The 21,379-nt window shown below is 61.8% G+C and carries 27 protein-coding genes; 25 read left to right on the top strand and 2 right to left on the bottom strand.

The window, feature by feature from the left end:
- Positions 1-59: 59 nt before the first annotated feature.
- The 16 genes from rplN (at position 60) to rplQ (ending at position 9,593) form a co-directional block, all read left to right on the top strand.
- Positions 60-428, top strand: coding sequence for a 50S ribosomal protein L14 (rplN, locus tag X728_RS146320; protein WP_006205457.1), 369 nt, complete (start codon positions 60-62; stop codon positions 426-428).
- A 12-nt stretch (positions 429-440) separates the two neighbouring features.
- Positions 441-755, top strand: a complete 315-nt coding sequence (gene rplX / locus X728_RS146325; protein ID WP_013531428.1) for a 50S ribosomal protein L24 — start codon at positions 441-443, stop codon at positions 753-755.
- Positions 748-1,347, top strand: coding sequence for a 50S ribosomal protein L5 (rplE, locus tag X728_RS146330; RefSeq protein ID WP_023672755.1), 600 nt, complete (start codon positions 748-750; stop codon positions 1,345-1,347). The genes rplX and rplE overlap by 8 nt, the downstream gene beginning before the upstream one ends.
- Positions 1,348-1,374: 27 nt before the next feature.
- Positions 1,375-1,680 (top strand): 30S ribosomal protein S14, encoded by a 306-nt coding sequence (rpsN, locus tag X728_RS146335; protein ID WP_010909282.1) that lies wholly within the window; start codon positions 1,375-1,377, stop codon positions 1,678-1,680.
- A 12-nt stretch (positions 1,681-1,692) separates the two neighbouring features.
- Positions 1,693-2,091 carry a 30S ribosomal protein S8 gene (gene rpsH / locus X728_RS146340; RefSeq protein ID WP_006205453.1) on the top strand — a complete coding sequence of 133 codons (399 nt, stop codon included), beginning with the start codon at positions 1,693-1,695 and terminating at the stop codon, positions 2,089-2,091.
- Between the two features lie 89 nt (positions 2,092-2,180).
- Entirely contained in the window at positions 2,181-2,714 is a 534-nt protein-coding gene (gene rplF, locus X728_RS146345; protein WP_023691246.1) for a 50S ribosomal protein L6, read from the top strand.
- A 141-nt stretch (positions 2,715-2,855) separates the two neighbouring features.
- A complete protein-coding gene (gene rplR / locus X728_RS146350) occupies positions 2,856-3,215 on the top strand; it encodes a 50S ribosomal protein L18 (protein ID WP_023682602.1) in 360 nt (119 codons plus the stop codon).
- A 154-nt stretch (positions 3,216-3,369) separates the two neighbouring features.
- Positions 3,370-3,933, top strand: a complete 564-nt coding sequence (gene rpsE, locus X728_RS146355; RefSeq protein ID WP_006333394.1) for a 30S ribosomal protein S5 — start codon at positions 3,370-3,372, stop codon at positions 3,931-3,933.
- A 24-nt stretch (positions 3,934-3,957) separates the two neighbouring features.
- Positions 3,958-4,155, top strand: a complete 198-nt coding sequence (rpmD, locus tag X728_RS146360; protein WP_006205449.1) for a 50S ribosomal protein L30 — start codon at positions 3,958-3,960, stop codon at positions 4,153-4,155.
- Positions 4,156-4,177: 22 nt separating this feature from the next.
- Complete coding sequence (rplO, locus tag X728_RS146365; RefSeq protein ID WP_023672760.1) at positions 4,178-4,648, top strand: 50S ribosomal protein L15; 471 nt, start codon at positions 4,178-4,180, stop codon at positions 4,646-4,648.
- A gap of 257 nt (positions 4,649-4,905) precedes the next feature.
- Complete coding sequence (gene secY / locus X728_RS146370) at positions 4,906-6,246, top strand: preprotein translocase subunit SecY (protein WP_023672761.1); 1,341 nt, start codon at positions 4,906-4,908, stop codon at positions 6,244-6,246.
- Entirely contained in the window at positions 6,243-6,851 is a 609-nt protein-coding gene (locus X728_RS146375) for an adenylate kinase (RefSeq protein ID WP_023701778.1), read from the top strand. Before secY ends, X728_RS146375 begins: the two co-directional genes overlap by 4 nt.
- Before the next feature lie 211 nt (positions 6,852-7,062).
- Positions 7,063-7,431, top strand: a complete 369-nt coding sequence (gene rpsM, locus X728_RS146380; RefSeq protein ID WP_006205445.1) for a 30S ribosomal protein S13 — start codon at positions 7,063-7,065, stop codon at positions 7,429-7,431.
- 126 nt (positions 7,432-7,557) lie between these two features.
- The gene (rpsK, locus tag X728_RS146385; protein WP_006205444.1) at positions 7,558-7,947 is read left to right on the top strand and encodes a 30S ribosomal protein S11; all 390 of its coding nucleotides are present in this window, start codon (positions 7,558-7,560) and stop codon (positions 7,945-7,947) included.
- A 102-nt stretch (positions 7,948-8,049) separates the two neighbouring features.
- A complete protein-coding gene (locus tag X728_RS146390) occupies positions 8,050-9,060 on the top strand; it encodes a DNA-directed RNA polymerase subunit alpha (RefSeq protein ID WP_023682599.1) in 1,011 nt (336 codons plus the stop codon).
- 101 nt (positions 9,061-9,161) lie between these two features.
- The gene (rplQ, locus tag X728_RS146395; RefSeq protein WP_023682598.1) at positions 9,162-9,593 is read left to right on the top strand and encodes a 50S ribosomal protein L17; all 432 of its coding nucleotides are present in this window, start codon (positions 9,162-9,164) and stop codon (positions 9,591-9,593) included.
- Between the two features lie 82 nt (positions 9,594-9,675).
- Here the strand turns inward: rplQ and X728_RS146400 are convergent, their stop codons facing one another.
- The gene (locus X728_RS146400) at positions 9,676-10,302 is read right to left on the bottom strand and encodes a hypothetical protein (protein ID WP_023832214.1); all 627 of its coding nucleotides are present in this window, start codon (positions 10,300-10,302) and stop codon (positions 9,676-9,678) included.
- A gap of 140 nt (positions 10,303-10,442) precedes the next feature.
- Between X728_RS146400 and X728_RS146405 the strand changes: the two genes are divergently transcribed.
- The 8 genes from X728_RS146405 (at position 10,443) to X728_RS146440 (ending at position 19,636) form a co-directional block, all read left to right on the top strand.
- Positions 10,443-11,936 (top strand): DegQ family serine endoprotease, encoded by a 1,494-nt coding sequence (locus X728_RS146405; RefSeq protein ID WP_023682596.1) that lies wholly within the window; start codon positions 10,443-10,445, stop codon positions 11,934-11,936.
- Positions 11,937-11,983: 47 nt separating this feature from the next.
- Positions 11,984-13,294 carry a replication-associated recombination protein A gene (locus X728_RS146410; RefSeq protein ID WP_023682595.1) on the top strand — a complete coding sequence of 437 codons (1,311 nt, stop codon included), beginning with the start codon at positions 11,984-11,986 and terminating at the stop codon, positions 13,292-13,294.
- A 182-nt stretch (positions 13,295-13,476) separates the two neighbouring features.
- Positions 13,477-14,307 (top strand): aspartyl/asparaginyl beta-hydroxylase domain-containing protein, encoded by an 831-nt coding sequence (locus X728_RS146415; RefSeq protein ID WP_023738900.1) that lies wholly within the window; start codon positions 13,477-13,479, stop codon positions 14,305-14,307.
- Positions 14,308-14,360: 53 nt separating this feature from the next.
- Positions 14,361-14,735, top strand: a complete 375-nt coding sequence (gene crcB, locus X728_RS146420) for a fluoride efflux transporter CrcB (RefSeq protein ID WP_023682593.1) — start codon at positions 14,361-14,363, stop codon at positions 14,733-14,735.
- Between the two features lie 133 nt (positions 14,736-14,868).
- Positions 14,869-15,849, top strand: coding sequence for an RluA family pseudouridine synthase (locus X728_RS146425; RefSeq protein WP_023672769.1), 981 nt, complete (start codon positions 14,869-14,871; stop codon positions 15,847-15,849).
- Between the two features lie 2 nt (positions 15,850-15,851).
- Positions 15,852-16,769, top strand: a complete 918-nt coding sequence (locus X728_RS146430; RefSeq protein WP_023738899.1) for a DMT family transporter — start codon at positions 15,852-15,854, stop codon at positions 16,767-16,769.
- An 11-nt stretch (positions 16,770-16,780) separates the two neighbouring features.
- Positions 16,781-17,572 carry an ATP12 family chaperone protein gene (locus X728_RS146435; RefSeq protein WP_023738898.1) on the top strand — a complete coding sequence of 264 codons (792 nt, stop codon included), beginning with the start codon at positions 16,781-16,783 and terminating at the stop codon, positions 17,570-17,572.
- A 177-nt stretch (positions 17,573-17,749) separates the two neighbouring features.
- The gene (locus tag X728_RS146440; RefSeq protein WP_023682590.1) at positions 17,750-19,636 is read left to right on the top strand and encodes an MFS transporter; all 1,887 of its coding nucleotides are present in this window, start codon (positions 17,750-17,752) and stop codon (positions 19,634-19,636) included.
- Between the two features lie 94 nt (positions 19,637-19,730).
- Here the strand turns inward: X728_RS146440 and X728_RS146445 are convergent, their stop codons facing one another.
- A complete protein-coding gene (locus X728_RS146445) occupies positions 19,731-19,928 on the bottom strand; it encodes a DUF2735 domain-containing protein (protein WP_023706518.1) in 198 nt (65 codons plus the stop codon).
- Positions 19,929-20,244: 316 nt separating this feature from the next.
- Here X728_RS146445 and X728_RS146450 point away from each other — a divergent pair, with 316 nt between their 5' ends.
- Entirely contained in the window at positions 20,245-21,285 is a 1,041-nt protein-coding gene (locus tag X728_RS146450) for a glutamine synthetase beta-grasp domain-containing protein (protein ID WP_023691256.1), read from the top strand.
- The last annotated feature ends 94 nt before the right edge of the window (positions 21,286-21,379 follow it).

The following is a 21,379-nucleotide window of genomic DNA, read 5'->3' as shown; positions in this document are numbered from 1 at the left end:
GGACAGACCGGGGAGGGGCTTTGAGCCCGTCCCGTTAGAAGAGAAGAAGGCGGCCAGTCATGATTCAGATGCAAACAAACCTCGACGTCGCGGATAATTCCGGCGCCCGTCGTGTCATGTGCATCAAGGTGCTGGGCGGCTCGAAGCGGAAATACGCTTCCGTAGGCGACATCATCGTGGTGTCGATCAAGGAAGCCATTCCGCGCGGCCGCGTTAAGAAGGGCGATGTGATGAAGGCGGTCGTGGTTCGCACGGCCAAGGACATCCGCCGCCCGGACGGCAGCGTGATCCGTTTCGACAAGAACGCGGCCGTTCTCGTCGACAACAAGAAAGAGCCGATCGGCACGCGTATCTTCGGACCGGTTCCGCGCGAACTCCGCGCCAAGAACCACATGAAGATCATCTCGCTCGCGCCTGAAGTGCTGTAAGGAGCCGGACCAATGCAAAAGATTAGAAAAGGCGACAAGGTCGTCGTGCTGGCCGGCAAGGACAAGGGCCGTTCGGGCGAAGTCCTCTCGGTTCAGCCGAAGGAAGACACCGCGCTGGTGCGCGGCGTCAACATGATCCGTCGTCACCAGAAGCAGTCCCAGTCCCAAGAGGGCGGGATCATCACCAAGGAAGCGCCGATCCAGCTGTCGAACATCGCGCTGGCCGACCCCAAGGATGGTAAGCCGACCCGCGTCGGCTTCATCTTCCAGAAGGACGGCAAGAAGGTGCGCGTCGCCAAGCGCTCGGGAGAAGTCATCAATGGCTAAGGCTCAAACCACGAAGCCCAAGGCTGAAAGCAAACAGTCCAAGGCCCAGAACACGCCGCGCCTCAAGCAGGTCTACAACGAGACCATCCGCAAGGCGCTGCAAGAGCAGTTCGGCTACGAGAACGAGATGCAGGTTCCGCGCATCGACAAGATCGTGCTGAACATGGGCGTCGGCGAAGCGACCGCGGATTCGAAGAAGCCTTCGATCGCGGCCGAAGACCTGGCGATGATCGCCGGCCAGAAGGCCGTCGTCACCCGCGCCCGTAATTCGATCGCCGGCTTCAAGGTCCGCGAGAAGATGCCGATCGGCGCCAAGGTCACGCTGCGCAAGGAACGCATGTACGAGTTCCTCGACCGTCTCGTGAACATCGCACTGCCGCGCGTCCGCGACTTTCGCGGACTGAATCCGAAGAGCTTCGATGGCCGTGGCAACTACGCCATGGGCATCAAGGAACACATCGTGTTCCCGGAGATCAACTACGACAAGGTTGATCAGATCTGGGGCATGGACGTCATCGTTTGTACGACTGCGAAGACGGACGACGAAGCCAGGGCATTGCTCAAGGCCTTCAACTTCCCCTTCCGCCAGTAACGGCAGCGAGAAAAGGAAAAATCTGAAATGGCAAAGACCAGCTCAGTCGAGAAGAACAACAGGCGCCGCAAGCTTGCCGACCAGTACGGTCCCAAGCGCGCTGCCCTGAAGGCGATCATCATGGATCAGTCCAAGCCGATGGAAGAGCGTTTCCGCGCTCAGCTGAAGCTTGCTGCCCTGCCGCGCAACTCGGCCAAGATCCGCATCCGCAACCGCTGCGAAGTTACCGGCCGTCCGCGCGCCTATTATCGCAAGCTCAAAGTATCGCGCATCGCGCTTCGTGATCTCGGCAATAACGGCCAGATCCCGGGCCTGGTCAAGTCGAGCTGGTAAGGAGGACATAACATGTCATTGAGCGATCCTCTCGGCGATATGCTGACCCGCATCCGCAACGCGTATGGCCGCAAGAAGTCGAGCGTTTCGACGCCGGCCTCGCGCCTGCGTACCCGCGTCCTCGACGTGCTGAAGGCTGAAGGCTATATCCGCGACTACAGCCAGACCGACTTCGACAACGGCAAGTCCGAGATCGAAATCGAGCTGAAGTATTTCGACGGTGCTCCGGTCGTGCGCGAAATCGCCCGCGTCTCGAAGCCGGGCCGCCGCGTTTACGTCTCGGCCAAGTCGATCCCGCACGTCGCCAACGGCCTCGGCATCGCCATCCTTTCGACGCCGAAGGGCGTGATGGCCGACCACGAAGCACGCGAACAGAATGTCGGTGGCGAGATCCTCTGCCAGATCTTCTGATCTGGCAGCTGACCGCAAAGTGGAATCCGGTCTTCGGATCGTTCCCGAAGACAGAGACCTGAAACAAGAGAAGTGACGAGGACAACCAAATGTCTCGTATTGGAAAGAAACCCGTTTCGCTGCCGCAGGGCGTGACCGCGACCGTCAACGGCCAGACCGTGACGGCGAAGGGCCCCAAGGGCGAGCTGAAGTTCGTGGTGAACGACGAAGTGCTGGTCAAGATGGAAGGCAGCGAAATCGCTGTCCAGCCGCGCGACCAGACCAAGACCGCCCGCTCCAAGTGGGGCATGTCGCGCACGCAGATCGTCAACATCCTGCAGGGCGTCAAGGACGGTTTCGAGAAGAAGCTCGAGATCACCGGCGTCGGCTATCGCGCGGCACTCCAGGGCAAGAACCTGCAGCTGGCACTTGGCTTCAGCCATGATGTCGTCTACCAGACGCCGGCTGGCATCACGATCACTGTGCCGAAGCCGACGGAAATCACCGTGACCGGCATCGACAAGCAGCAGGTCGGCCAGGTTGCCGCCGAGATTCGCGAGTATCGCGGTCCCGAGCCCTACAAGGGCAAGGGTGTCCGCTATGCCGGCGAGAAGATCGTCCGCAAGGAAGGCAAGAAGAAGTAGTAGGCCTGGCCCCGAAAAGTTGCAGACTTTTCGGAAAAGGCCAAGCCAAAGAACTGCAACGCCGCGGGGAGCGGTCGCGGGAGGCGCTTTCGCCTACCGCACATGGCGGCCCCCCGTTTTTTGAAGGCAAGGAAGACTATCATGGCTACCAAGGAATCCATCCAGCGCCGCGCGCAGCGCGTTCGCCGTCAGATCAAGAAGGTCGCCGGCGAGCGCCCACGTCTCTCGGTTCACCGCACGTCGAAGAACATCTACGTGCAGGTCATCGACGACGCCAAGGGCCATACCATCGCGGCTGCATCGACACTCGAGAAGGACCTCAAGGGTTCGCTCAAGACCGGCGCCGACACCGAGGCAGCAGCCGCTGTTGGCAAGCTGATCGCCGAGCGTGCTTCGAAGGCCGGCGTCAAGGAAGTCGTCTTCGACCGCGGCGCCTATATCTATCACGGCCGCGTCAAGGCGCTGGCCGAGGCTGCCCGTGAAGGCGGTCTGAGCTTCTAATTGCCTGATCCCGAACCGAAGGTCAGCGCAGCAAAAAGTTGCAGACTTTTCGGACAAGATCATGCAAGGAAAAATAATTCGCCCCCGGTGACCCAAAGAGGCGCACCGGATCTTATCAGCAACCGTGCTTCCGGAAAAAAACAAGGAACAGGATATGGCACAGGAACGTAGGGATGGCGGCCGCGGCCGCGATCGTGAAGAACGCGATGACGGCATGGTGGACAAGCTCGTCCACATCAACCGTGTCGCCAAGGTCGTCAAGGGCGGCCGTCGCTTCGGTTTTGCAGCACTCGTCGTCGTCGGCGACCAGAAGGGCCGCGTCGGCTTCGGTCACGGCAAGGCGCGCGAAGTGCCGGAAGCGATCCGCAAGGCAACCGAGTCGGCCAAGCGCGACATGATTTTCGTGCCGCTGCGCTCGGGCCGCACGCTGCACCACGACGTCGAAGGACGCTGGGGTGCCGGACGCGTGCTGCTGCGCGCTGCCAAGCAGGGTACCGGCATCATCGCCGGCGGCCCGATGCGCGCTGTCTTCGAGACGCTCGGCATGCATGACGTGGTCGCCAAGTCGATGGGTTCGTCGAACCCCTACAACATGGTTCGCGCCACGTTCGACGCGCTGAAGAGCCAGATGCATCCCAAGGATGTGGCTGCTGCGCGCGGCATCAAATATTCGACCCTTCAGGCCCGCCGCGGCACCGCCGTTGCGGCTGAAGAATAGTCGATCTGACCAGGGATTTTGACCATGGCCAAGAAAGCAACCAAGACCATCACCGTTGAGCAGATCGGTTCGCCGATCCGCCGCCCGAAGGAACAGCGCGCAACGCTGGTCGGCCTCGGCCTCAACAAGATGCACAAGCAGCGCACGCTGGAGGACACTCCCTCGGTGCGCGGCATGATCGCTGCCGTCCAGCATCTCGTCCGCGTCGTGGACGAGGGCTGAGCAAAAGCGCAGGAGAACCCAGATGAAACTCAACGATCTGCGTGACAAGGACGGCGCGACGCACTCCAAGAAGCGTCTCGGCCGTGGCATCGGCTCCGGCTCGGGCAAGACCGGCGGTCGCGGCGTCAAGGGCCAGAAGGCGCGCTCCGGCGTCGCCATCAACGGCTTCGAGGGCGGCCAGATGCCGCTCTATCGGCGCCTGCCGAAGCGTGGCTTCAATAACATCTTCGCCAAGAGCTTTGTCGTCGTGTCGCTGGCTCGTATCCAGACGGCGCTCGATGCCAAGAAGCTCGACGCCAAGGCGACCGTGACGGCCGAGGCACTCGTTGCCGCCGGCGTCATCCGCCGCGTCAAGGACGGCGTGCGCATCCTCTCGGACGGCGAGCTCAAGGCAAAGCTTGCCTTCGACGTCGCCGGCGCCTCCAAGGCCGCGATCGAGAAGATCGAAAAGGCCGGCGGTTCGGTCAAGCTGCCGGAAGCGGCAGCGGAGTAACGGCAATTTGAAGCGCGGTCGGCAGGAACGGTATCCGTTTTTGTTCACGATTGCGCTTTGATCCGATCAATTAGGCGGCCGCGTCAACGCGGCCGCTTGCATGTTTGGAGCCCGGAGCTTATCTCGTGAGCTTCGGTGCCACGCGCCGCCTGAGCTGCGGGCATCGAGCGTGACATACAAATCAAAGAAGTAGCGCATGACGTTGTCCGAAAACCGCTTCACACTTTTCGGCATCATGCTCTAGCGGAGAATCAGGCATGGCTTCGGCTGCTGAACAACTAGCCTCGAATCTGAATTTTGCGGCTTTCGCCAAGGCGGAGGACCTGAAGAAGCGAATCTGGTTCACCGTCGGCGCGCTGCTCGTCTATCGCCTCGGCACCTATATCCCGCTGCCCGGCATCAATCCGGATGCATTCGCGCAGGCCTTCTCTTCGCAGGCCAAGGGCGTGCTCGGCATGTTCAACATGTTCGCCGGCGGCGCCGTGCAGCGCATGGCGATCTTCGCGCTCGGCATCATGCCTTATATCTCAGCCTCCATCATCATGCAGCTGATGACCTCGGTCATTCCGTCGCTGGAAGCGCTGAAAAAGGAAGGCGAGCAGGGCCGCAAGGTCATCAACCAGTACACGCGCTACGGCACGGTACTCCTGGCGCTGGTGCAGGCCTACGGCATTTCAGTGGGCCTGGAAGGCGGCAACGGCATCGTCAACGATCCCGGCATGTTCTTCCGCATCTCGACCGTCGTCACGCTGGTTGGCGGCACCATGTTCCTGATGTGGCTGGGCGAGCAGATCACCGCCCGCGGCATCGGCAACGGCATTTCGCTGATCATTTTCTCCGGCATCGTCGCCGGCCTGCCGCGCGCCATCTCCGGCACGCTGGAGCTCGGCCGCACCGGCGCCCTATCGACCGGGCTGATACTCGCGATCATCGTGCTGGCCATCATCGTCATCGCGCTGATCGTGTTCTTCGAGCGCGCGCAGCGCCGCCTGCTGATCCAGTATCCGAAGCGCCAGGTCGGCAACCGCATGTTCCAGGGCGACACCTCGCATCTGCCGCTGAAGCTCAACACGTCGGGCGTCATTCCGCCGATCTTCGCGTCGTCGCTGCTTTTGCTGCCGGCAACGGTCGCCGGCTTCTCGCAGACGACAAACCTGCCGGCCTGGGCAAGCACCGTGCTCGCTTCGCTCGGCCACGGCCAGCCGCTCTACATGCTGTTCTATGCGGCAATGATCGTGTTCTTCGCCTTCTTCTACACGGCCATCGTGTTCAATCCGAAGGACACCGCCGACCAGCTCAAGAAGCATTCCGGGTTCATTCCGGGCTACCGTCCGGGTGAGCGCACCGCCGATTACATCGACTATGTCCTGACGCGCATCACCGTCGTCGGCGCCATATATCTGGTGCTGGTGTGCCTGCTGCCCGAGTTCCTGATTTCGGCGACTGGCGTACCATTCTACCTCGGTGGCACATCGCTTCTGATCGTGGTCAGTGTAACCCTCGATACGGTGGCGCAGATCCAGGGTCACCTGATCGCGCACCAGTATGAGGGCCTGATCAAGAAGTCGAAGCTGCGCGGGGGGAAGAAGGCCAGATGAGATTGATATTGCTTGGGCCGCCAGGAGCGGGCAAGGGGACGCAAGCACAAAGACTGGTAGAAAAATACGGCATACCGCAGCTGTCGACGGGCGACATGCTGCGGGCCGCCGTACAGGCCGGCACTGAAGTCGGCAAGCGCGCCAAGGCGGTGATGGATGCCGGCGAGCTGGTTTCCGACGCCATTGTCAACGCGATCGTGGCCGAGCGCATCGACCAGCCCGATTGCACCAACGGTTTCATCCTCGACGGATATCCGCGCACGCTGGTGCAGGCTGATGCGGTTGAATCGATGCTCGCCGAGCGCGGCATTGGCCTCGATGCCGTGATCGAGTTCGTCGTCGACGACAAAGCGTTGGTCGGCCGCATCGTCAAGCGCGCCGACGACGCCAAGGCCGCCGGACAGCCGGTGCGCAAGGACGACAATCCGGTGGTGTTCGAAGAGCGCCTGCGGGAATATTACAAGAAGACGGCGCCGCTGATCGGCTATTATTACGCCAAACGCTCGCTTAGGAGTGTCGACGGCATGGCTCCTGTCGACACCGTGACGGCGGAGATTGAAGCGCTGCTCGCGGCGGTGACGCGGGAGACCGTTACGGTAAAGTAAAGATTGCGCTTGACTGGAACGGTTCGCTGGGTTATGGCGGCCCGTCTTCCTATCAGGCATGAGGCTTGCTTGTCCGCAAGGGCAAGGCAGCCGCATTGAAACTAGGGAACTCCCGCAAGGGCCGGCCTCCACCGGACGCGGGGTAATTTGAACAGCGCCGCGCATGCCTTGTTTTGAAGGCCGGCCGGTCCCACATGGAGAAGAGAAGAATATGGCTCGTATAGCCGGCGTCAACATTCCGACCAACAAGCGCGTCGTCATTGCGCTTCAGTACATTCACGGCATTGGCAAGAAGTTCGCCCAGGAGATCGTCGACAAGGTCGGCATCCCGGCCGAGCGCCGCGTCAACCAGTTGACCGACGCGGAAGTGCTGCAGATCCGCGAGACCATCGACCGCGACTACCAGGTCGAAGGCGACCTGCGCCGCGAAGTGTCGATGAACATCAAGCGTCTCATGGACCTCGGCTGCTACCGCGGTCTGCGTCACCGCCGTTCGCTGCCGGTTCGCGGCCAGCGCACGCACACCAATGCACGCACCCGCAAGGGCCCGGCCAAGTCGATCGCCGGCAAGAAGAAGTAAGTGAGCGAATAGCGAGTAGCCATTAGCGAGTAGGGGTCCCTATTCGCTAGTCCCTATTCACTACTCGCTTTCAAAGGTGGAGCCGCTGGCATTACGGCGGTGTAGAGATCAACTGAAAGGACTATCATGGCCAAGGAAGCCGCTCGTGTTCGCCGTCGCGAACGCAAGAACATCTCGTCGGGCGTTGCCCACGTCAATTCGACCTTCAACAACACGATGATCACCATCACCGACGCGCAGGGCAATTCCATTGCCTGGTCGTCGGCCGGTGCCCAGGGCTTCAAGGGTTCGCGCAAGTCGACCCCGTTCGCCGCCCAGATGGCTGCCGAAGACGTCGCCAAGAAGGCCCAGGAACACGGCATGCGCATGCTCGAAGTCGAGGTCTGCGGACCCGGCTCCGGTCGTGAATCGGCGCTTCGCGCCCTGCAGGCGGCCGGCTTCACCATCACTTCGATCCGTGATGTGACGCCGATCCCGCACAATGGCTGCCGCCCGCGTAAGAAGCGCCGCGTCTAAGACATTACCGAACGCCGCGTGAGCGCCTCAAGGCGCTCCTCCACGGCACTCCAGGTCGCCCGCCACGATTGGATGGTGGCGGGTCAACGGAAGGAAAGCATCATGATCCAGAAAAATTGGCAGGAACTGATCAAGCCGAACAAGATCGAGTTCTCGTCGAAGAAGAAGACGCTGACCACGCTGGTCGCCGAGCCGCTCGAGCGTGGCTTCGGCCTGACGCTCGGCAACGCGCTGCGCCGCGTGCTTTTGTCTTCGCTGCGCGGTGCGGCTGTCACCGCCGTGCAGATCGACGGCGTTCTGCATGAATTCTCGTCGATTGCCGGCGTGCGTGAGGACGTGACCGACATCGTCCTCAACATCAAGGAAATCGCCATCCGCATGGAAGGCGATGGTCCCAAGCGCATGGTCGTTCGCAAGCAGGGCCCGGGTGCGGTTCTGGCTGGCGACATCCAGACGGTTGGCGACGTCGAGATCCTCAACCCCGACCACGTCATCTGCACGCTGGACGAGGGCGCTGAAATCCGTATGGAATTCACAGTCGACACCGGCAAGGGTTACGTGCCGGCAGACCGCAACCGCGCCGAAGACGCGCCGATCGGCCTGATCCCGGTCGACAGCCTGTATTCGCCGGTCAAGAAGGTCTCCTACAAGGTCGAGAACACCCGCGAGGGCCAGGTTCTCGACTATGACAAGCTGACCATGACCATCGAGACCGACGGTTCGATCTCGGGCGAGGACGCGGTGGCATTCGCTGCCCGCATCCTGCAGGACCAGCTTGGCCTGTTCGTCAATTTCGACGAGCCGCAGAAGGAAGTCGCCACCGAGGCCGTCACCGAGCTCGCCTTCAACCCGGCGCTGCTCAAGAAGGTGGACGAGCTCGAGCTTTCGGTGCGTTCGGCCAACTGCCTGAAGAACGACAACATCGTCTACATCGGCGATCTCATCCAGAAGACCGAAGCCGAGATGCTGCGCACCCCGAACTTCGGCCGCAAGTCGCTGAACGAGATCAAAGAAGTGCTCGCGGCGATGGGCCTGCACCTCGGCATGGAAGTGCCGGACTGGCCGCCGGAAAACATCGAAGACCTGGCCAAGCGTTACGAAGACCAATATTGAGCATGAAGTCCAAGGATCGGCGGCGTGGGCCGCTCGATCCGACGGTCATGCGGAAAACCATCAGAGGCCGTGGCCTCTTGAGCAACTGAAGGAAAAGAGCCATGCGCCACGGTTTTAAAGGCCGCCGCTTCGCCCGAAGCATTAGCCATCGCAAGTCGATGTTCGCCAACCTCGCCGTGTCGCTGCTCGAGCATGAGCAGATCGTCACCACCCTGCCGAAGGCGAAGGATTTGCGTCCGATCGTCGAGAAGCTGGTGACGCTCGGCAAGCGCGGCGACCTGCATGCGCGCCGCCAGGTCATTGCCCAGATCGGCAATGAAGGCGTCGTCAAGCGTCTGTTCGACACCATCGCGCCGCGCTACGCCACCCGCAATGGCGGCTATCTGCGCATCATGAAGGCCGGCTTCCGCCACGGCGACAATGCCGCCATGGCAGTCATCGAGTTCGTCGATCGCGACACCTCGGCCAAGGGCGCCGGCGACCGCGCCCGCATCGAGGCCGAAGGCACCGACGAGGAAGCCGCTGCCGCATAAGGCTCGGTTTTTCAGGAATGACTTCAAGGGGCCTTCGGGCCCCTTTTTGTTGCCGGCGTCCTACGTTTAGCGTGTCTTACGTTTAGCGAGTAAGCATCAGGTAGTCGCGACCGCTAAGCAGATTCCAATTGAAGGCGCCGGGAATCTCTTCGAACGCCGGTTGGGGATAGGAATAGATACTGTCGAGGGTGGCGCGGGAATCTATATCGCTGACCACTCGCGACACGGTGGAATTGGTCAGGTATTTTTGGGCGTCCCCATCTTCGATGAAGTCTGTATCGACTCGGAAATGAATCTGAACGGGACCCGCGCAGATGTTCAGCAATATTTCGTCGCTCAAGGCGGCGTAGAACACCGCTGCCTCTTCTGGAGCCCAAAGGCCGGCAGTCAAGAATTCCGAAGGTGTCGTCTCTCCACTGAACCCATCCAATGAGAGCACAAGGCGATCGGTGAGAACCTCAAAATCACCTTCGAGATAGCCCGCTTCTTCGATCTGAAACCAGTTCATCCAATGAGGTGCTTCTTCATCAAAGGAAATTTCGAGCTTTCCGAAAGTCCAATAGACCGGAATCGTCTCTGCATGTTCCGTGATCCAGCCGTCAGGCGGACCTAGCATACTGGCGATGTCGATCATTTTCAGAGAAGGGAAAACAGGCCCAAAAGTGCCGGTCTTCAAAAAGTCACGGAATGACAGGAGTTGTTTTTTCATGAGGGCCGACGAAGGTTTTCAGTTTCAAGTCGACCTATAGCTGCTTTGCTGCCCAGAATAATCGGATTTCAGCGGCTTAGCCTTTCATTTTGCACAATCGTCGGGACAATGCCCCCGAACTTGCCTTGGAGGATTCGCGAATGCGCGCCAACCGACTGTCTCTTGTTCTGCTCTTCGCCATAATGGCGTTCGCAGCCGCGCCGACAGTCAGGCAGGCGCTGGCCGAGGACGCCGCCAAGCCAGCCGATCCGGGGCTCTCCGATGTGCTGACCGACCTCTTGCATGGCGTCGAGGGCGAGAACGGCACCTCCGGTCCCGACAAACGCGTGCCGTTCGGCCGCGAGGAGGTGCAGCTTTCGTTCGCGCCGCTGGTCAAGCAGACGGCGCCGGCGGTGGTCAATGTCTATGCCTCACAGACGGCCAAGGTCACGTCGCCCTTTGACGGCGACCCGTTCTTCGAGGAATTTTTTGGCCGCGCACAGCCGCGCGCGCAATCCTCGCTCGGCTCGGGTGTGCTGGTTGACCCGAGCGGCGTCGTCGTCACCAATTTCCACGTGATCAAGGATGCTGACGAGGTCAAGGTCGCGACCGCCGACGGGCGCGAATTCACCTCGAAGGTCATGCTCAAGGACGAGACGCTTGACCTCGCCGTGCTCAAGATCACCTCCGACAAGCCGTTCCCGGTGATTGCCATCGGCGATTCCGACGCGCTCGAGGTCGGCGACCTGGTGCTGGCCATCGGCAATCCGTTCGGCGTCGGCCAGACCACCACCAGCGGCATCGTGTCGGCGCTTGCCCGCAGCCATATCGGCGTTTCGGATTCGGGCTACTTCATCCAGACCGACGCCGCCATCAATCCCGGCAATTCCGGCGGCGCGCTGATCAACATGGGCGGCCAGCTGGTCGGCATCAACACCGCCATCTACAGCCGCAGCGGCGGCTCGATCGGCATCGGCTTTGCCATCCCCGCCAACATGGTGCGCGCCTTCGCCGACGCGGCCAAGGCCGGGCTCGATTTCTTCGAGCGGCCCTATATAGGCGCCGAGTTCGAAGCGGTCACACCGCAGATCGCTGAATCGCTTGGCATGGAGAAGCCGACCGGCGCGCTGGTGTCGTCGGTTGAGGAAGCCGGACCGGCGGCCAAGGCAGGGCTGAAGCCCGGCGATGTCGTGCTGCAGCTCAATGGCACGACGGTCGAAGGCATCGAGGCGCTGGATTACCGCATGGCGACCCTGTCGATCGGCACCAAGGCGACCTTCGCCATCCTGAGCAAGGGCCAGCAGGCGACGATGGAGATTGCACTGGAGCGCGCGCCGGAAGGCGCCAAGGCGTCGGAAGTGACCCTGCATGGCCGCAGCCCGTTCTCCGGCGCCAAGGTCGCGGAACTGTCGCCCAGGCTCGCCCAGCGGCTCGGCCTGCGCACCGACCTCAAGGGGGTAACCGTGGTCGACATCAACCGCGATTCGCCGGCCGCCGATTTCGGCTTCCAGCCGGGCGACATCGTGCGCGAGGTGAACGGCACGACGGTCGATACGGCGGCGACACTGGCGCAGCTTGCCCAGCAGGATACACGCTGGTGGCGCTTTACCGTCGAGCGCGGCGGGCAGATACTGCGCCAGGTGTTGCGTTACTGAGGCGATCTTCCCATTTCTGAGGATCGTGCTCCAACCAGAAGACCTAGATGGCCGATCTGTTCAGCGTCGATGAACCGGAAAGAGCGCCGCCCGGCCGGCCTTTGGCCGATCGGCTGCGTCCGAAAAACCTCGGCGAGGTTGTCGGCCAGGAGCATTTGACCGGGCCGGACGGCGCGCTGACGCGGTTGATCAACTCCGGTTCGCTCGGCTCGATGATTTTCTGGGGGCCACCCGGCACCGGCAAGACCACGGTGGCGCGGCTGCTGGCCGGCGAGACCAGCCTTGCCTTCGAGCAGATCTCAGCGGTGTTTTCCGGCGTTGCCGATTTGAAGAAAGTGTTCGAGGCGGCAAAGCTGCGTCGCACCAATGGCCGCCAGACGCTGCTGTTCGTCGACGAGATCCATCGCTTCAACCGCGCCCAGCAGGATTCGTTTCTCCCGGTCATGGAGGACGGCACCGTCGTGCTGGTTGGCGCCACGACCGAAAATCCGTCCTTCGAGCTGAACGCCGCGCTTCTGTCGCGCGCGCGGGTGCTGGTGTTTCACTCGCTGGGCGAGGACAGCATTGCCAAGCTGATGACGCGCGCGGAGGAGACGGAGGGCAGGGCGCTGCCGCTCGACGACGAGGCGCGGGCGATGCTCATCCGCATGAGCGATGGCGACGGCCGGGCCTCGCTGACGCTGGCCGAGGAAGTCTGGCGCGCCGCCAAACCCGGCGAGGTTTTCGATCCCGAAGGGCTGCAGCGCATCGTCCAGCGCCGCGCGCCGATCTATGACAAGGGCCAGGACGGTCACTACAATCTGATCTCGGCGCTGCACAAATCGGTGCGTGGGTCCGACCCGGACGCGGCGCTTTATTATCTTGCCCGCATGTTCGACGCCGGCGAGGATCCGCTCTATCTCGGCCGCCGGCTGGTGCGCATGGCGATGGAGGATATCGGGCTGGCCGACCCGCAGGCGCTGGTTATCGCCAACGCCGCCAAGGACGCCTACGACTATCTCGGCTCGCCCGAAGGCGAACTGGCCTTCGCCGAGGCCACCGTCTATCTCGCCACCGCGCCCAAATCCAACGCCGTCTATACCGCCTTCAAGGCAGCCACGCGGGCGGCGAAGGAGTTCGGTTCGCTGCTGCCGCCCAAGCACATCCTCAACGCGCCGACCAAGCTGATGAAAGAGGAGGATTACGGCGCCGGCTACCGCTACGATCACGACCAGCCCGATGCTTTTTCCGGCCAGGACTATTTCCCCGAAAAGATGGGCCGGCAGACCTTTTATGATCCGCCCGAACGCGGCTTCGAGCGCGATATCAAGAAACGGCTGGACTATTGGGCAAAGCTGCGCAGCGAGCGGGAAAAATAGGTGCGCGGGACAAACGGGACGAACTCGGCCTGCCCGCGATGAACTGAAATTCTGTCCCCGCCAGTCACAGCAGTGTGATTGTACCGCATGACAAAAAGCCCTATCACGTCGCATGACTCGGCCGGGAGGCTGCCAGGACGGGCGATAATTCGGAACGGGGACAGCGCGCGGCGCGAACAGAAATGACAAAATCCCTTCGCAAAACGCTTCGCCAGGCTGTGATTGCTGTCCCGCTGCTCGTGCTCGGCTTCTATTTCATTCCGATCCTGACCACGATTTGGATCGTCTGCGGCCTGATCGATGTGCTGCGCAACGCCAGCAAGGATCTGTCGCTGTTGCGCGGCTATTTCCTCGGCAATGGCATCTTCACCTGGCTGCTGTCGCCCTTCAATCTGCTGGTGGACCTCGTTTGCTACCGCAACCCGGGTGTGTGGAAGCTGGAGCAGTTTCCTGCCGATTATCAGCGCGAGGTCAACGAGGTTCTTGACGTCTTCAAGGCGCGCAAGGACGAGATCATCGCCGATATCGACGCCAATTTCGGCACCGGTCGTCGCGGCATGTATGTCTATCAGTGGTACGGCAAGCACCGGATCGACAATGTTGCGGAATTCAACAAGGATTTCAAATACATCAAGACCATTGCCGTGTCTGTCTTCAGAGGCAAGGAATCGACTTCCTGGCATTTCGGACCGCTGCGGCTCAGCCTGCGCATCCTCTACAATCTCTTGCCGGTGAAGGCAGAGGTTTTCGTCGAATGCAACGGCGCCAGGAATTACTGGCACGACAACCCGCTCTATATTTTCGACGACACGCTGCTGCACCGCTCGGTCAACGAGTATGATGGGCGCCGCTACTGCGTGTTCATGGACATCATCCGCCCGTCGCCGTTCCCCGGTTTCATCGCCGGACTTCTGGCCATCGTTTCGGTCACCGTCGAGCGCATCAATTCCATGTTCTACAAGAACTGGAAGATGATCGGCTCGAGCAAGGCAAAGAAGGTCGAGACGACCTGAGGCGTTAGCCTGAAGGGATTGACCGCACTGCCTTGGCCGGGCAGTAAACGGGCATGTTCAATCTGCTTCTTGTTGTGGTCGGCGGCGGCATCGGCGCCGGCATCCGCCACCTGACCAACATCGGCGCCTTGCGCCTCGTCGGGCCCAACTACCCCTGGGGGACAATGGCGATCAACATCCTCGGCTCCTTTGTTATGGGGCTGTTCGTCGCCGCGCTGATGCGGCGCGGCGGTTCCAATGAGCTCCGGCTGTTCGTCGCCACGGGCATCCTTGGCGGCTTCACCACCTTCTCCGCCTTTTCGCTCGATTTCGCGACCCTGTGGGAGCGCGGAGCGACGCTGACGGCGTTGGGATATGCGCTTGCCAGCGTCGTTGGCGCCATTATCGCCCTGTTTCTGGGACTTTGGCTCGCAAGAACCGTTTCATAGTGTTATTGCCCCGACCTGGAGCACGCCGCATCCTCTGGACGCGCTGCAGAAACTTTGATCTTGCGCATGATCCTTTCCGAAAGCCGGAGTAGATTTTCGGGGTCACGCGTTAGAAACGGATAAAGCGAAAATCATGGCAGGCGTAGAACAGATCACGGTGGAGGCCGGCGAGGCGGGCATGCGGCTCGATCGCTGGTTCAAGACCCATTTCCCCGGCCTCGGCTTTGGCCATCTGCAGAAGTTGCTGCGCTCGGGCCAGATCCGCGTCGATGGCGGCCGGGTCAAGGCCGACAGCCGTGTCGAGCCCGGCCAGGTGGTGCGTGTGCCGCCGCTCGAGGTCGACAAGAAGGGCGAGAGTGCGCTTACGGGTTACTCGATCCGCAACCAGGGCGACGCCGATGTGCTGGCCAAGATGCTGATCCACGAAGATCCAAAAGTCTTCGTCTTCAACAAGCCGGCCGGCCTGGCGGTGCAAGGCGGCTCGGGCGTCACCCGCAATGTCGACGACATGCTGGAGGCCTGGCGCAGCCAGAAGGGCGAGAAGCCGCGCCTGGTGCACCGGCTCGACCGCGACACGTCGGGCGTGTTGGTGGTTGCCCGCACCAGGCTTGCGGCGATGAAGCTTTCCGAGTCATTCCGGGCGCGCGAGACCAAGAAGACCTATTGGGCGCTGGTCAAGGGCGTCCCGCCCAAGCGTGAGGACAAGATCTCGACCTGGCTGATCAAGGAGCCGACCGAGGACGGCGACCGCGTGCGCGTGGCAGCCCATGGCGAAAAGGGCGCCGACCACGCCGTGTCCTACTATCGCATCATCGAGCAGGCGGCTCAGACGATGACCTGGCTGGAAATGGAGCCGTACACTGGCCGCACCCACCAGCTGCGCGTTCATGCCGCCTATATCGGCTGCCCGATCCTCGGCGACCCCAAATATTTCGAGGCCGACACCAACTGGGACTTTCCGGGCGGCATTCAGAACCGCCTGCATCTGCATGCGCGCCGCATCGTCATTCCGCACCCGGACAAGGGCGTCATCGACGTCACCGCGCCGATGCCGCCGCATATGCGCCAGAGCTGGAACCTGATCGGCTTCGACGACGCCAGCGCGGAGGACTGACATTGGCCGTTGCCTCGGTATTGGATCGCCGCGATGCGGTCGATCTGGCGGCTGCTTCCATCATGGTCGGGTTGACCTTTTCCTGGGGGCTGAACTACGTCGCCGCCAAGATCTCCTATGCCGGCTTCGATCCGGTTTTCGTCTCGATCGCACGTTCGATCATTGGCGGGCTCTGTGTGCTCGGCTGGTGCTGGCTGCGCGGCATCAGGCTGTTTAAGGCCGACGGGTCGCTTGTCGCCGGCATCATCGTCGGCGTGCTGTTCGGCGTCGAGTTCCTGTGCCTCTATATCGGGCTGGAATACACGACCGTTGCCCGCAACACACTGCTGGTCAACACCATGCCGTTCTGGGTCCTGATCGGCGGCCATTTCCTGCTCGGTGAGCGTATCAACGCGCGCAAGCTTGGCGGGCTCGTTCTCGCCTTCTGCGGCCTGGTGGCGGTGTTTTCAGACGGGATTGCCGGCGGCACCGACGTGACCTTGATGGGCGATCTGCTCAGCCTCGGCTCCGGTATTCTGTGGGCGGCGACCAGTATCGTCATCAAGCGTTCGAAACTGGTCGAGACCAGTGCCGAGAAATTGCTGCTTTATCAGCTGGCCGGTGCGGCCATTGTCGGTGTCCTGGTTCTGCCTTTCGCCGGCCCGCCGATCCGCGCGGTCAGTGCCTTGCCGACATTGGCGCTGCTGTTCCAGTCGCTCTATATAGTTGCCTTCACCTATGTGCTGTGGTTCTGGCTGCTCAGGCGCTATCCGGCATCGGGCCTGTCGAGCTTCGCCTTCCTGTCGCCGGTGTTCGGCGTCCTCTGCGGCGCTATCATTCTTGGCGAGGCGCCAACGACCAGGATCTTTGTGGCGCTTGGGCTGATCGCAGTCGGCCTGATCATCGTCAACCGGCCGGCGCGCAAGCAGGTACCTGGATAGAAAGTTCGACCATGCGTGACATCCTCAACGACCTCGAAGCAGGAAAGCATCTGTCCGATCCGGATCCGGTCCGCCGCGCGCAGATCCAGATGAAGACGCACCTGCCGAAGCGCTTCTACAAGGACGTGTCGGTCGCAGCTGTGGAGGACGGTTTTGCCGTCCATCTCGACGGCAAGCCGGTGCGCACGCCGGGCAAGGCGCTGCTGGCGCTGCCGACCGAAAAGGCCGCCGCCCTGGTCGCCAATGAGTTCGCTGCACAGGGCGAGACCATCGACCCGGTCACGATGCCGGTGCTGCGTCTGGTCAACACCGCCATCGACGGCGTCGCCAGCGACCCGCAGGCGGTGCTGGAGGACGTCTTGCGCTTCGCCTCGTCCGATCTGACCTGCTACCGCGCCGACGCGCCACAGGGGCTGGTCGAGCGGCAGAACCAGCATTGGGATCCGGTGATCGACTGGGCGAGAGCGACATTAGGGGCTCGGTTCAATCTCGCCGAGGGCATCATCCATGTCGAGCAGCCGCGCGAGAGCATCGCAGTGCTCGGCGCTCATCTTGCCCAGCGTGCCGAGCCGCTGCGGCTGGCCGCAATCCATGTCATGACTTCGCTGACCGGGTCGGCGCTGCTGGCGCTGGCGGTCGATTACGGCGCGCTCGATGGCGACGCGGCTTGGGCCGCCGGCCATGTCGACGAGGACTGGCAGATCGAGCATTGGGGCCAGGATGCCGAGGCTGTCGCACGCCGCTCGGCCCGCAAACGCGACATGATGGCGGCCGTCGGCCTGCTCGATGCGCTGAAGACCTGATCCTCGGCCTTTGCCGCACTGCACCTAATACCAAAGTCATAAATCCAAGGTCTGTCTGCCTCCGGCGGTCGCTTTCTGTCATTTTTTACGCTGATGGCTGGTTCGAGTCGCGTTCAGAGGGAACGCCGACGATGACGCCCAGCGTCGAAGGCAGACGATTCACGGGAGGACAGTTCAATGGCATTGGCATCGACCGCCGGCGGAGCCAGCCGCGGCATGACACGAGAGGAGAAGAAGGTCATCTTCGCCTCCTCGCTGGGCGCGGTTTTCGAATGGTATGATTTCTATCTCTACGGAGCGTTGGCCGGCGCGATCGGCTTGACCTTCTTCAACTCGTTTCCCGAAAGCACCCGCTACATCTTCACGCTGCTGGTCTTCGCCGCCGGCTTCATCGTGCGCCCGTTCGGCGCGCTGGTGTTCGGCCGCATCGGCGATCTCGTCGGCCGCAAATACACATTCCTTGTCACCATCATGATCATGGGTCTGTCGACTTTCCTTGTCGGCCTGCTTCCGGGTTCAGAGACACTGGGCATTCTGGCGCCGATCCTGTTGATCGCGCTGCGCATGCTGCAGGGCCTGGCGCTTGGCGGCGAGTACGGCGGCGCCGCGACCTATGTCGCGGAACATGCGCCGGACGACCGTCGCGGCTTCTACACCTCATGGATCCAGACGACGGCGACGCTCGGCCTTTTCCTGTCGCTGATTGTCATCCTGCTGGTGCAGAATTCCGTAAGCAAGGACGCCTTCAACGCCTGGGGATGGCGCATTCCGTTCCTGGTCTCGGCTATCCTGCTCGGCATTTCGGTCTGGATCCGGCTGTCGCTTTCGGAATCGCCGACCTTCCTGCGCATGAAGGAAGAGGGCAAGAGTTCCAAGGCGCCGCTGTCGGAAGCCTTCGGCCAGTGGAAAAACGCCAAGATCGCCATCCTGGCGCTGTTCGGCCTCACCGCCGGTCAGGCCGTGGTATGGTACAATGGCCAGTTCTATGCACTGTTCTTCCTGGCCAATGTGCTCAAGGTCGACGCGCAGTCGGTCAACATCATGATCGCCATTGCGCTGGCACTCGGCACGGGCTTCTTCGTCTTCTTCGGCTGGCTGTCCGACAAGATCGGCCGCAAGCCGATCATCATGGCCGGCCTTGCGCTGGCAGTCGTCACCACCTTCCCGCTGTTCAAGGCGTTGACCTGGGCCGCCAATCCGGCGCTCGCCACCGCACAGCAGAACACGCGCGCCACGGTGACGGCGGCTCCGGGAGACTGCAACTTCCAGTTCAACCCGACCGGCACGCGCGTACCGGTCAGTTCGTGCGATATCGCGACCGACTTCCTTGCCAAGAACTCGGTGCCTTACGACATCGTCTCTACCGCGGCGGCGGGGACCCCGGCGAGTGTCATGATCGGCAGCGAAACTGTGGCGTCTTATGATGCCAAGGCCGCGGGCGACAAGAAGGCTGCAAGCGACGCTGCCTTCAAGAAGGGTATCAACCTCGCGCTTCAGGGTGGCGGTTACCCGTTGAAGCGCGCTGCCGCCAAGGTTGCCGACCAGAAGCTCGACGCCTTTGTCGCGGCCAATCCTGAACTGAAGCTCGATGCGGCAGCCATCCGCGCCGGCGAAAAGACCGCGGTCCCGACCGAACAGGCCATCAAGGACAAGGTGCTGACCAAGGATGAGGCCGCGGGCGCCACCGAGGTGACCGTGTACAGCGTTCCGGCAGCGGGCGCGTTCGCGATGTTTGCCGACCCCGCACAGGTCAACTGGGCAAAGGTCATCGGCATCCTGTTCATCCTGGTCCTCTACGTGACCATGGTCTACGGGCCGATCGCGGCGATCCTGGTCGAGATGTTCCCGACACGCATCCGCTACAGCGGCATGTCACTGCCCTATCACATCGGCAATGGCTGGTTCGGCGGCCTGCTGCCCGCGATCGTGTTCGCGTTCAGCGCCTACAAGGGCGATATCTATTACGGCCTTTGGTATCCGGTGGTGATCGCGGCGGTGACGCTGATCATCGGCATGATCTTCGTCAGGGATACGCTCGGCACCGACCTGCATACCAAGCAGTAGCCGACGGCTCTGTATCAAACAAAAAACCCGGCGCGAGCGATCGCGCCGGGTTTTTGATTTGTGGGCCTGTTCGATCTATCAGCGCGGAAGACGCCTAGCTCTTGCGAGGCTGTTCGGCCTCCGCAATGGCGGCCTCATGATACCAGGCCCCGCCATGGGCAAGCGGGTGATCGCGCAGCGAAGCAAGCTCTGCCGCAAACTTGGCCTTTACGCCTAAATTTGAGGCACCCGCACGCGCTGCCACCGGGAACATCAGGATTTTGGCCGACGGACGGGCTGAGGTGATTTCCATGGTCGGTCTCCTTTCTTCTGGAGAGGCTCTTCGATTCATCTTTCCATCAAGGTAGGTCCTGCAATCCTTTTAGGCAAGATGCCTAAAGAAAGATCGGCATTTGCCTGTTATTTAAGCAAATTCTGCCTTTGATTGATCCGGGCGCATTGCTTAGGCGGCTTGCCATCACCGGCGGGATGAAAGGGCATTTTTGCCGCACCCTGACCAACTGAAGTGGCACACGATTTGCATTTTATCGACCGGCAGCTGGGCTGCTGGATGGCTCGGCGCGCCGGCGTCATCCAGGTTCGGTGATCAAGCAACGAGAGGCTCTAGAATGACGAAATACAAGCTCGAGTATATCTGGCTCGATGGTTACACGCCGGTCCCCAATCTTCGCGGCAAGACCCAGATCAAGGAGTTCGCCGAGTTCCCGACGCTCGAGCAGCTGCCGCTGTGGGGCTTCGACGGTTCTTCGACGCAGCAGGCCGAAGGCCACAGCTCCGACTGCGTGCTGAAGCCGGTCGCCGTATTCCCGGACCCGGCCCGCAGCAATGGCGTGCTGGTGATGTGCGAAGTGATGATGCCAGATGGCGTGACGCCGCATGTGTCCAACAAGCGCGCCACCATCCTCGACGACGAGGGCGCCTGGTTCGGCTTCGAGCAGGAGTATTTCTTCTACAAGGACGGCCGTCCGCTCGGCTTCCCCGAGAGCGGCTATCCGGCGCCGCAGGGCCCGTACTACACCGGCGTCGGCTATTCGAATGTCGGCCCGATCGCGCGCCAGATCGTCGAGGAGCATCTCGACCTTTGCCTCGCAGCAGGCATCAACCATGAAGGCATCAACGCCGAAGTGGCCAAGGGCCAGTGGGAATTCCAGATTTTCGGCAAGGGCTCCAAGAAGGCCGCCGACCAGATGTGGATGGCCCGTTATCTCTTGCAGCGCCTGACCGAAAAATACGAGATCGACATCGAGTATCACTGCAAGCCGCTTGGCGACACCGACTGGAACGGCTCGGGCATGCACGCCAACTTCTCGACCGCCTATATGCGCGAAGTCGGCGGCAAGGCCTATTTCGAAGCGCTGATGGCTCAATTCGACAAGAACCTGATGGACCACATCGCCGTCTACGGCCCGGACAATGACAAGCGCCTGACCGGCAAGCATGAGACCGCGCCGTGGAACCGCTTCAGCTACGGCATCGCCGACCGCGGCGCCTCGATCCGCGTGCCGCATTCCTTCGTCAACAATGACTACAAGGGCTACCTGGAAGACCGCCGCCCGAATTCGCAGGGCGACCCCTACCAGATCGCTTCGCAGATCCTGAAGACCATCGCGGAGGTTTCGACCAGCGCCCAGGTCTCGGCGGCCGCCTAAGCATCTATAGCGGCGCAGGCTTCGTAAGCCTGCGCCGTAGCCTGCCGCTACCACATCTACGGTCTGCTATTGGTCAAACAAAAACCCCGGCGTC

The organism is Mesorhizobium sp. L103C119B0, assembly GCF_000502235.1.
Classification (GTDB): Bacteria; Pseudomonadota; Alphaproteobacteria; order Rhizobiales; family Rhizobiaceae; genus Mesorhizobium.
The sequence above is the reverse complement of the archived record's forward strand: the minus strand, read 5'-3'. Positions and strand labels throughout refer to the sequence as shown.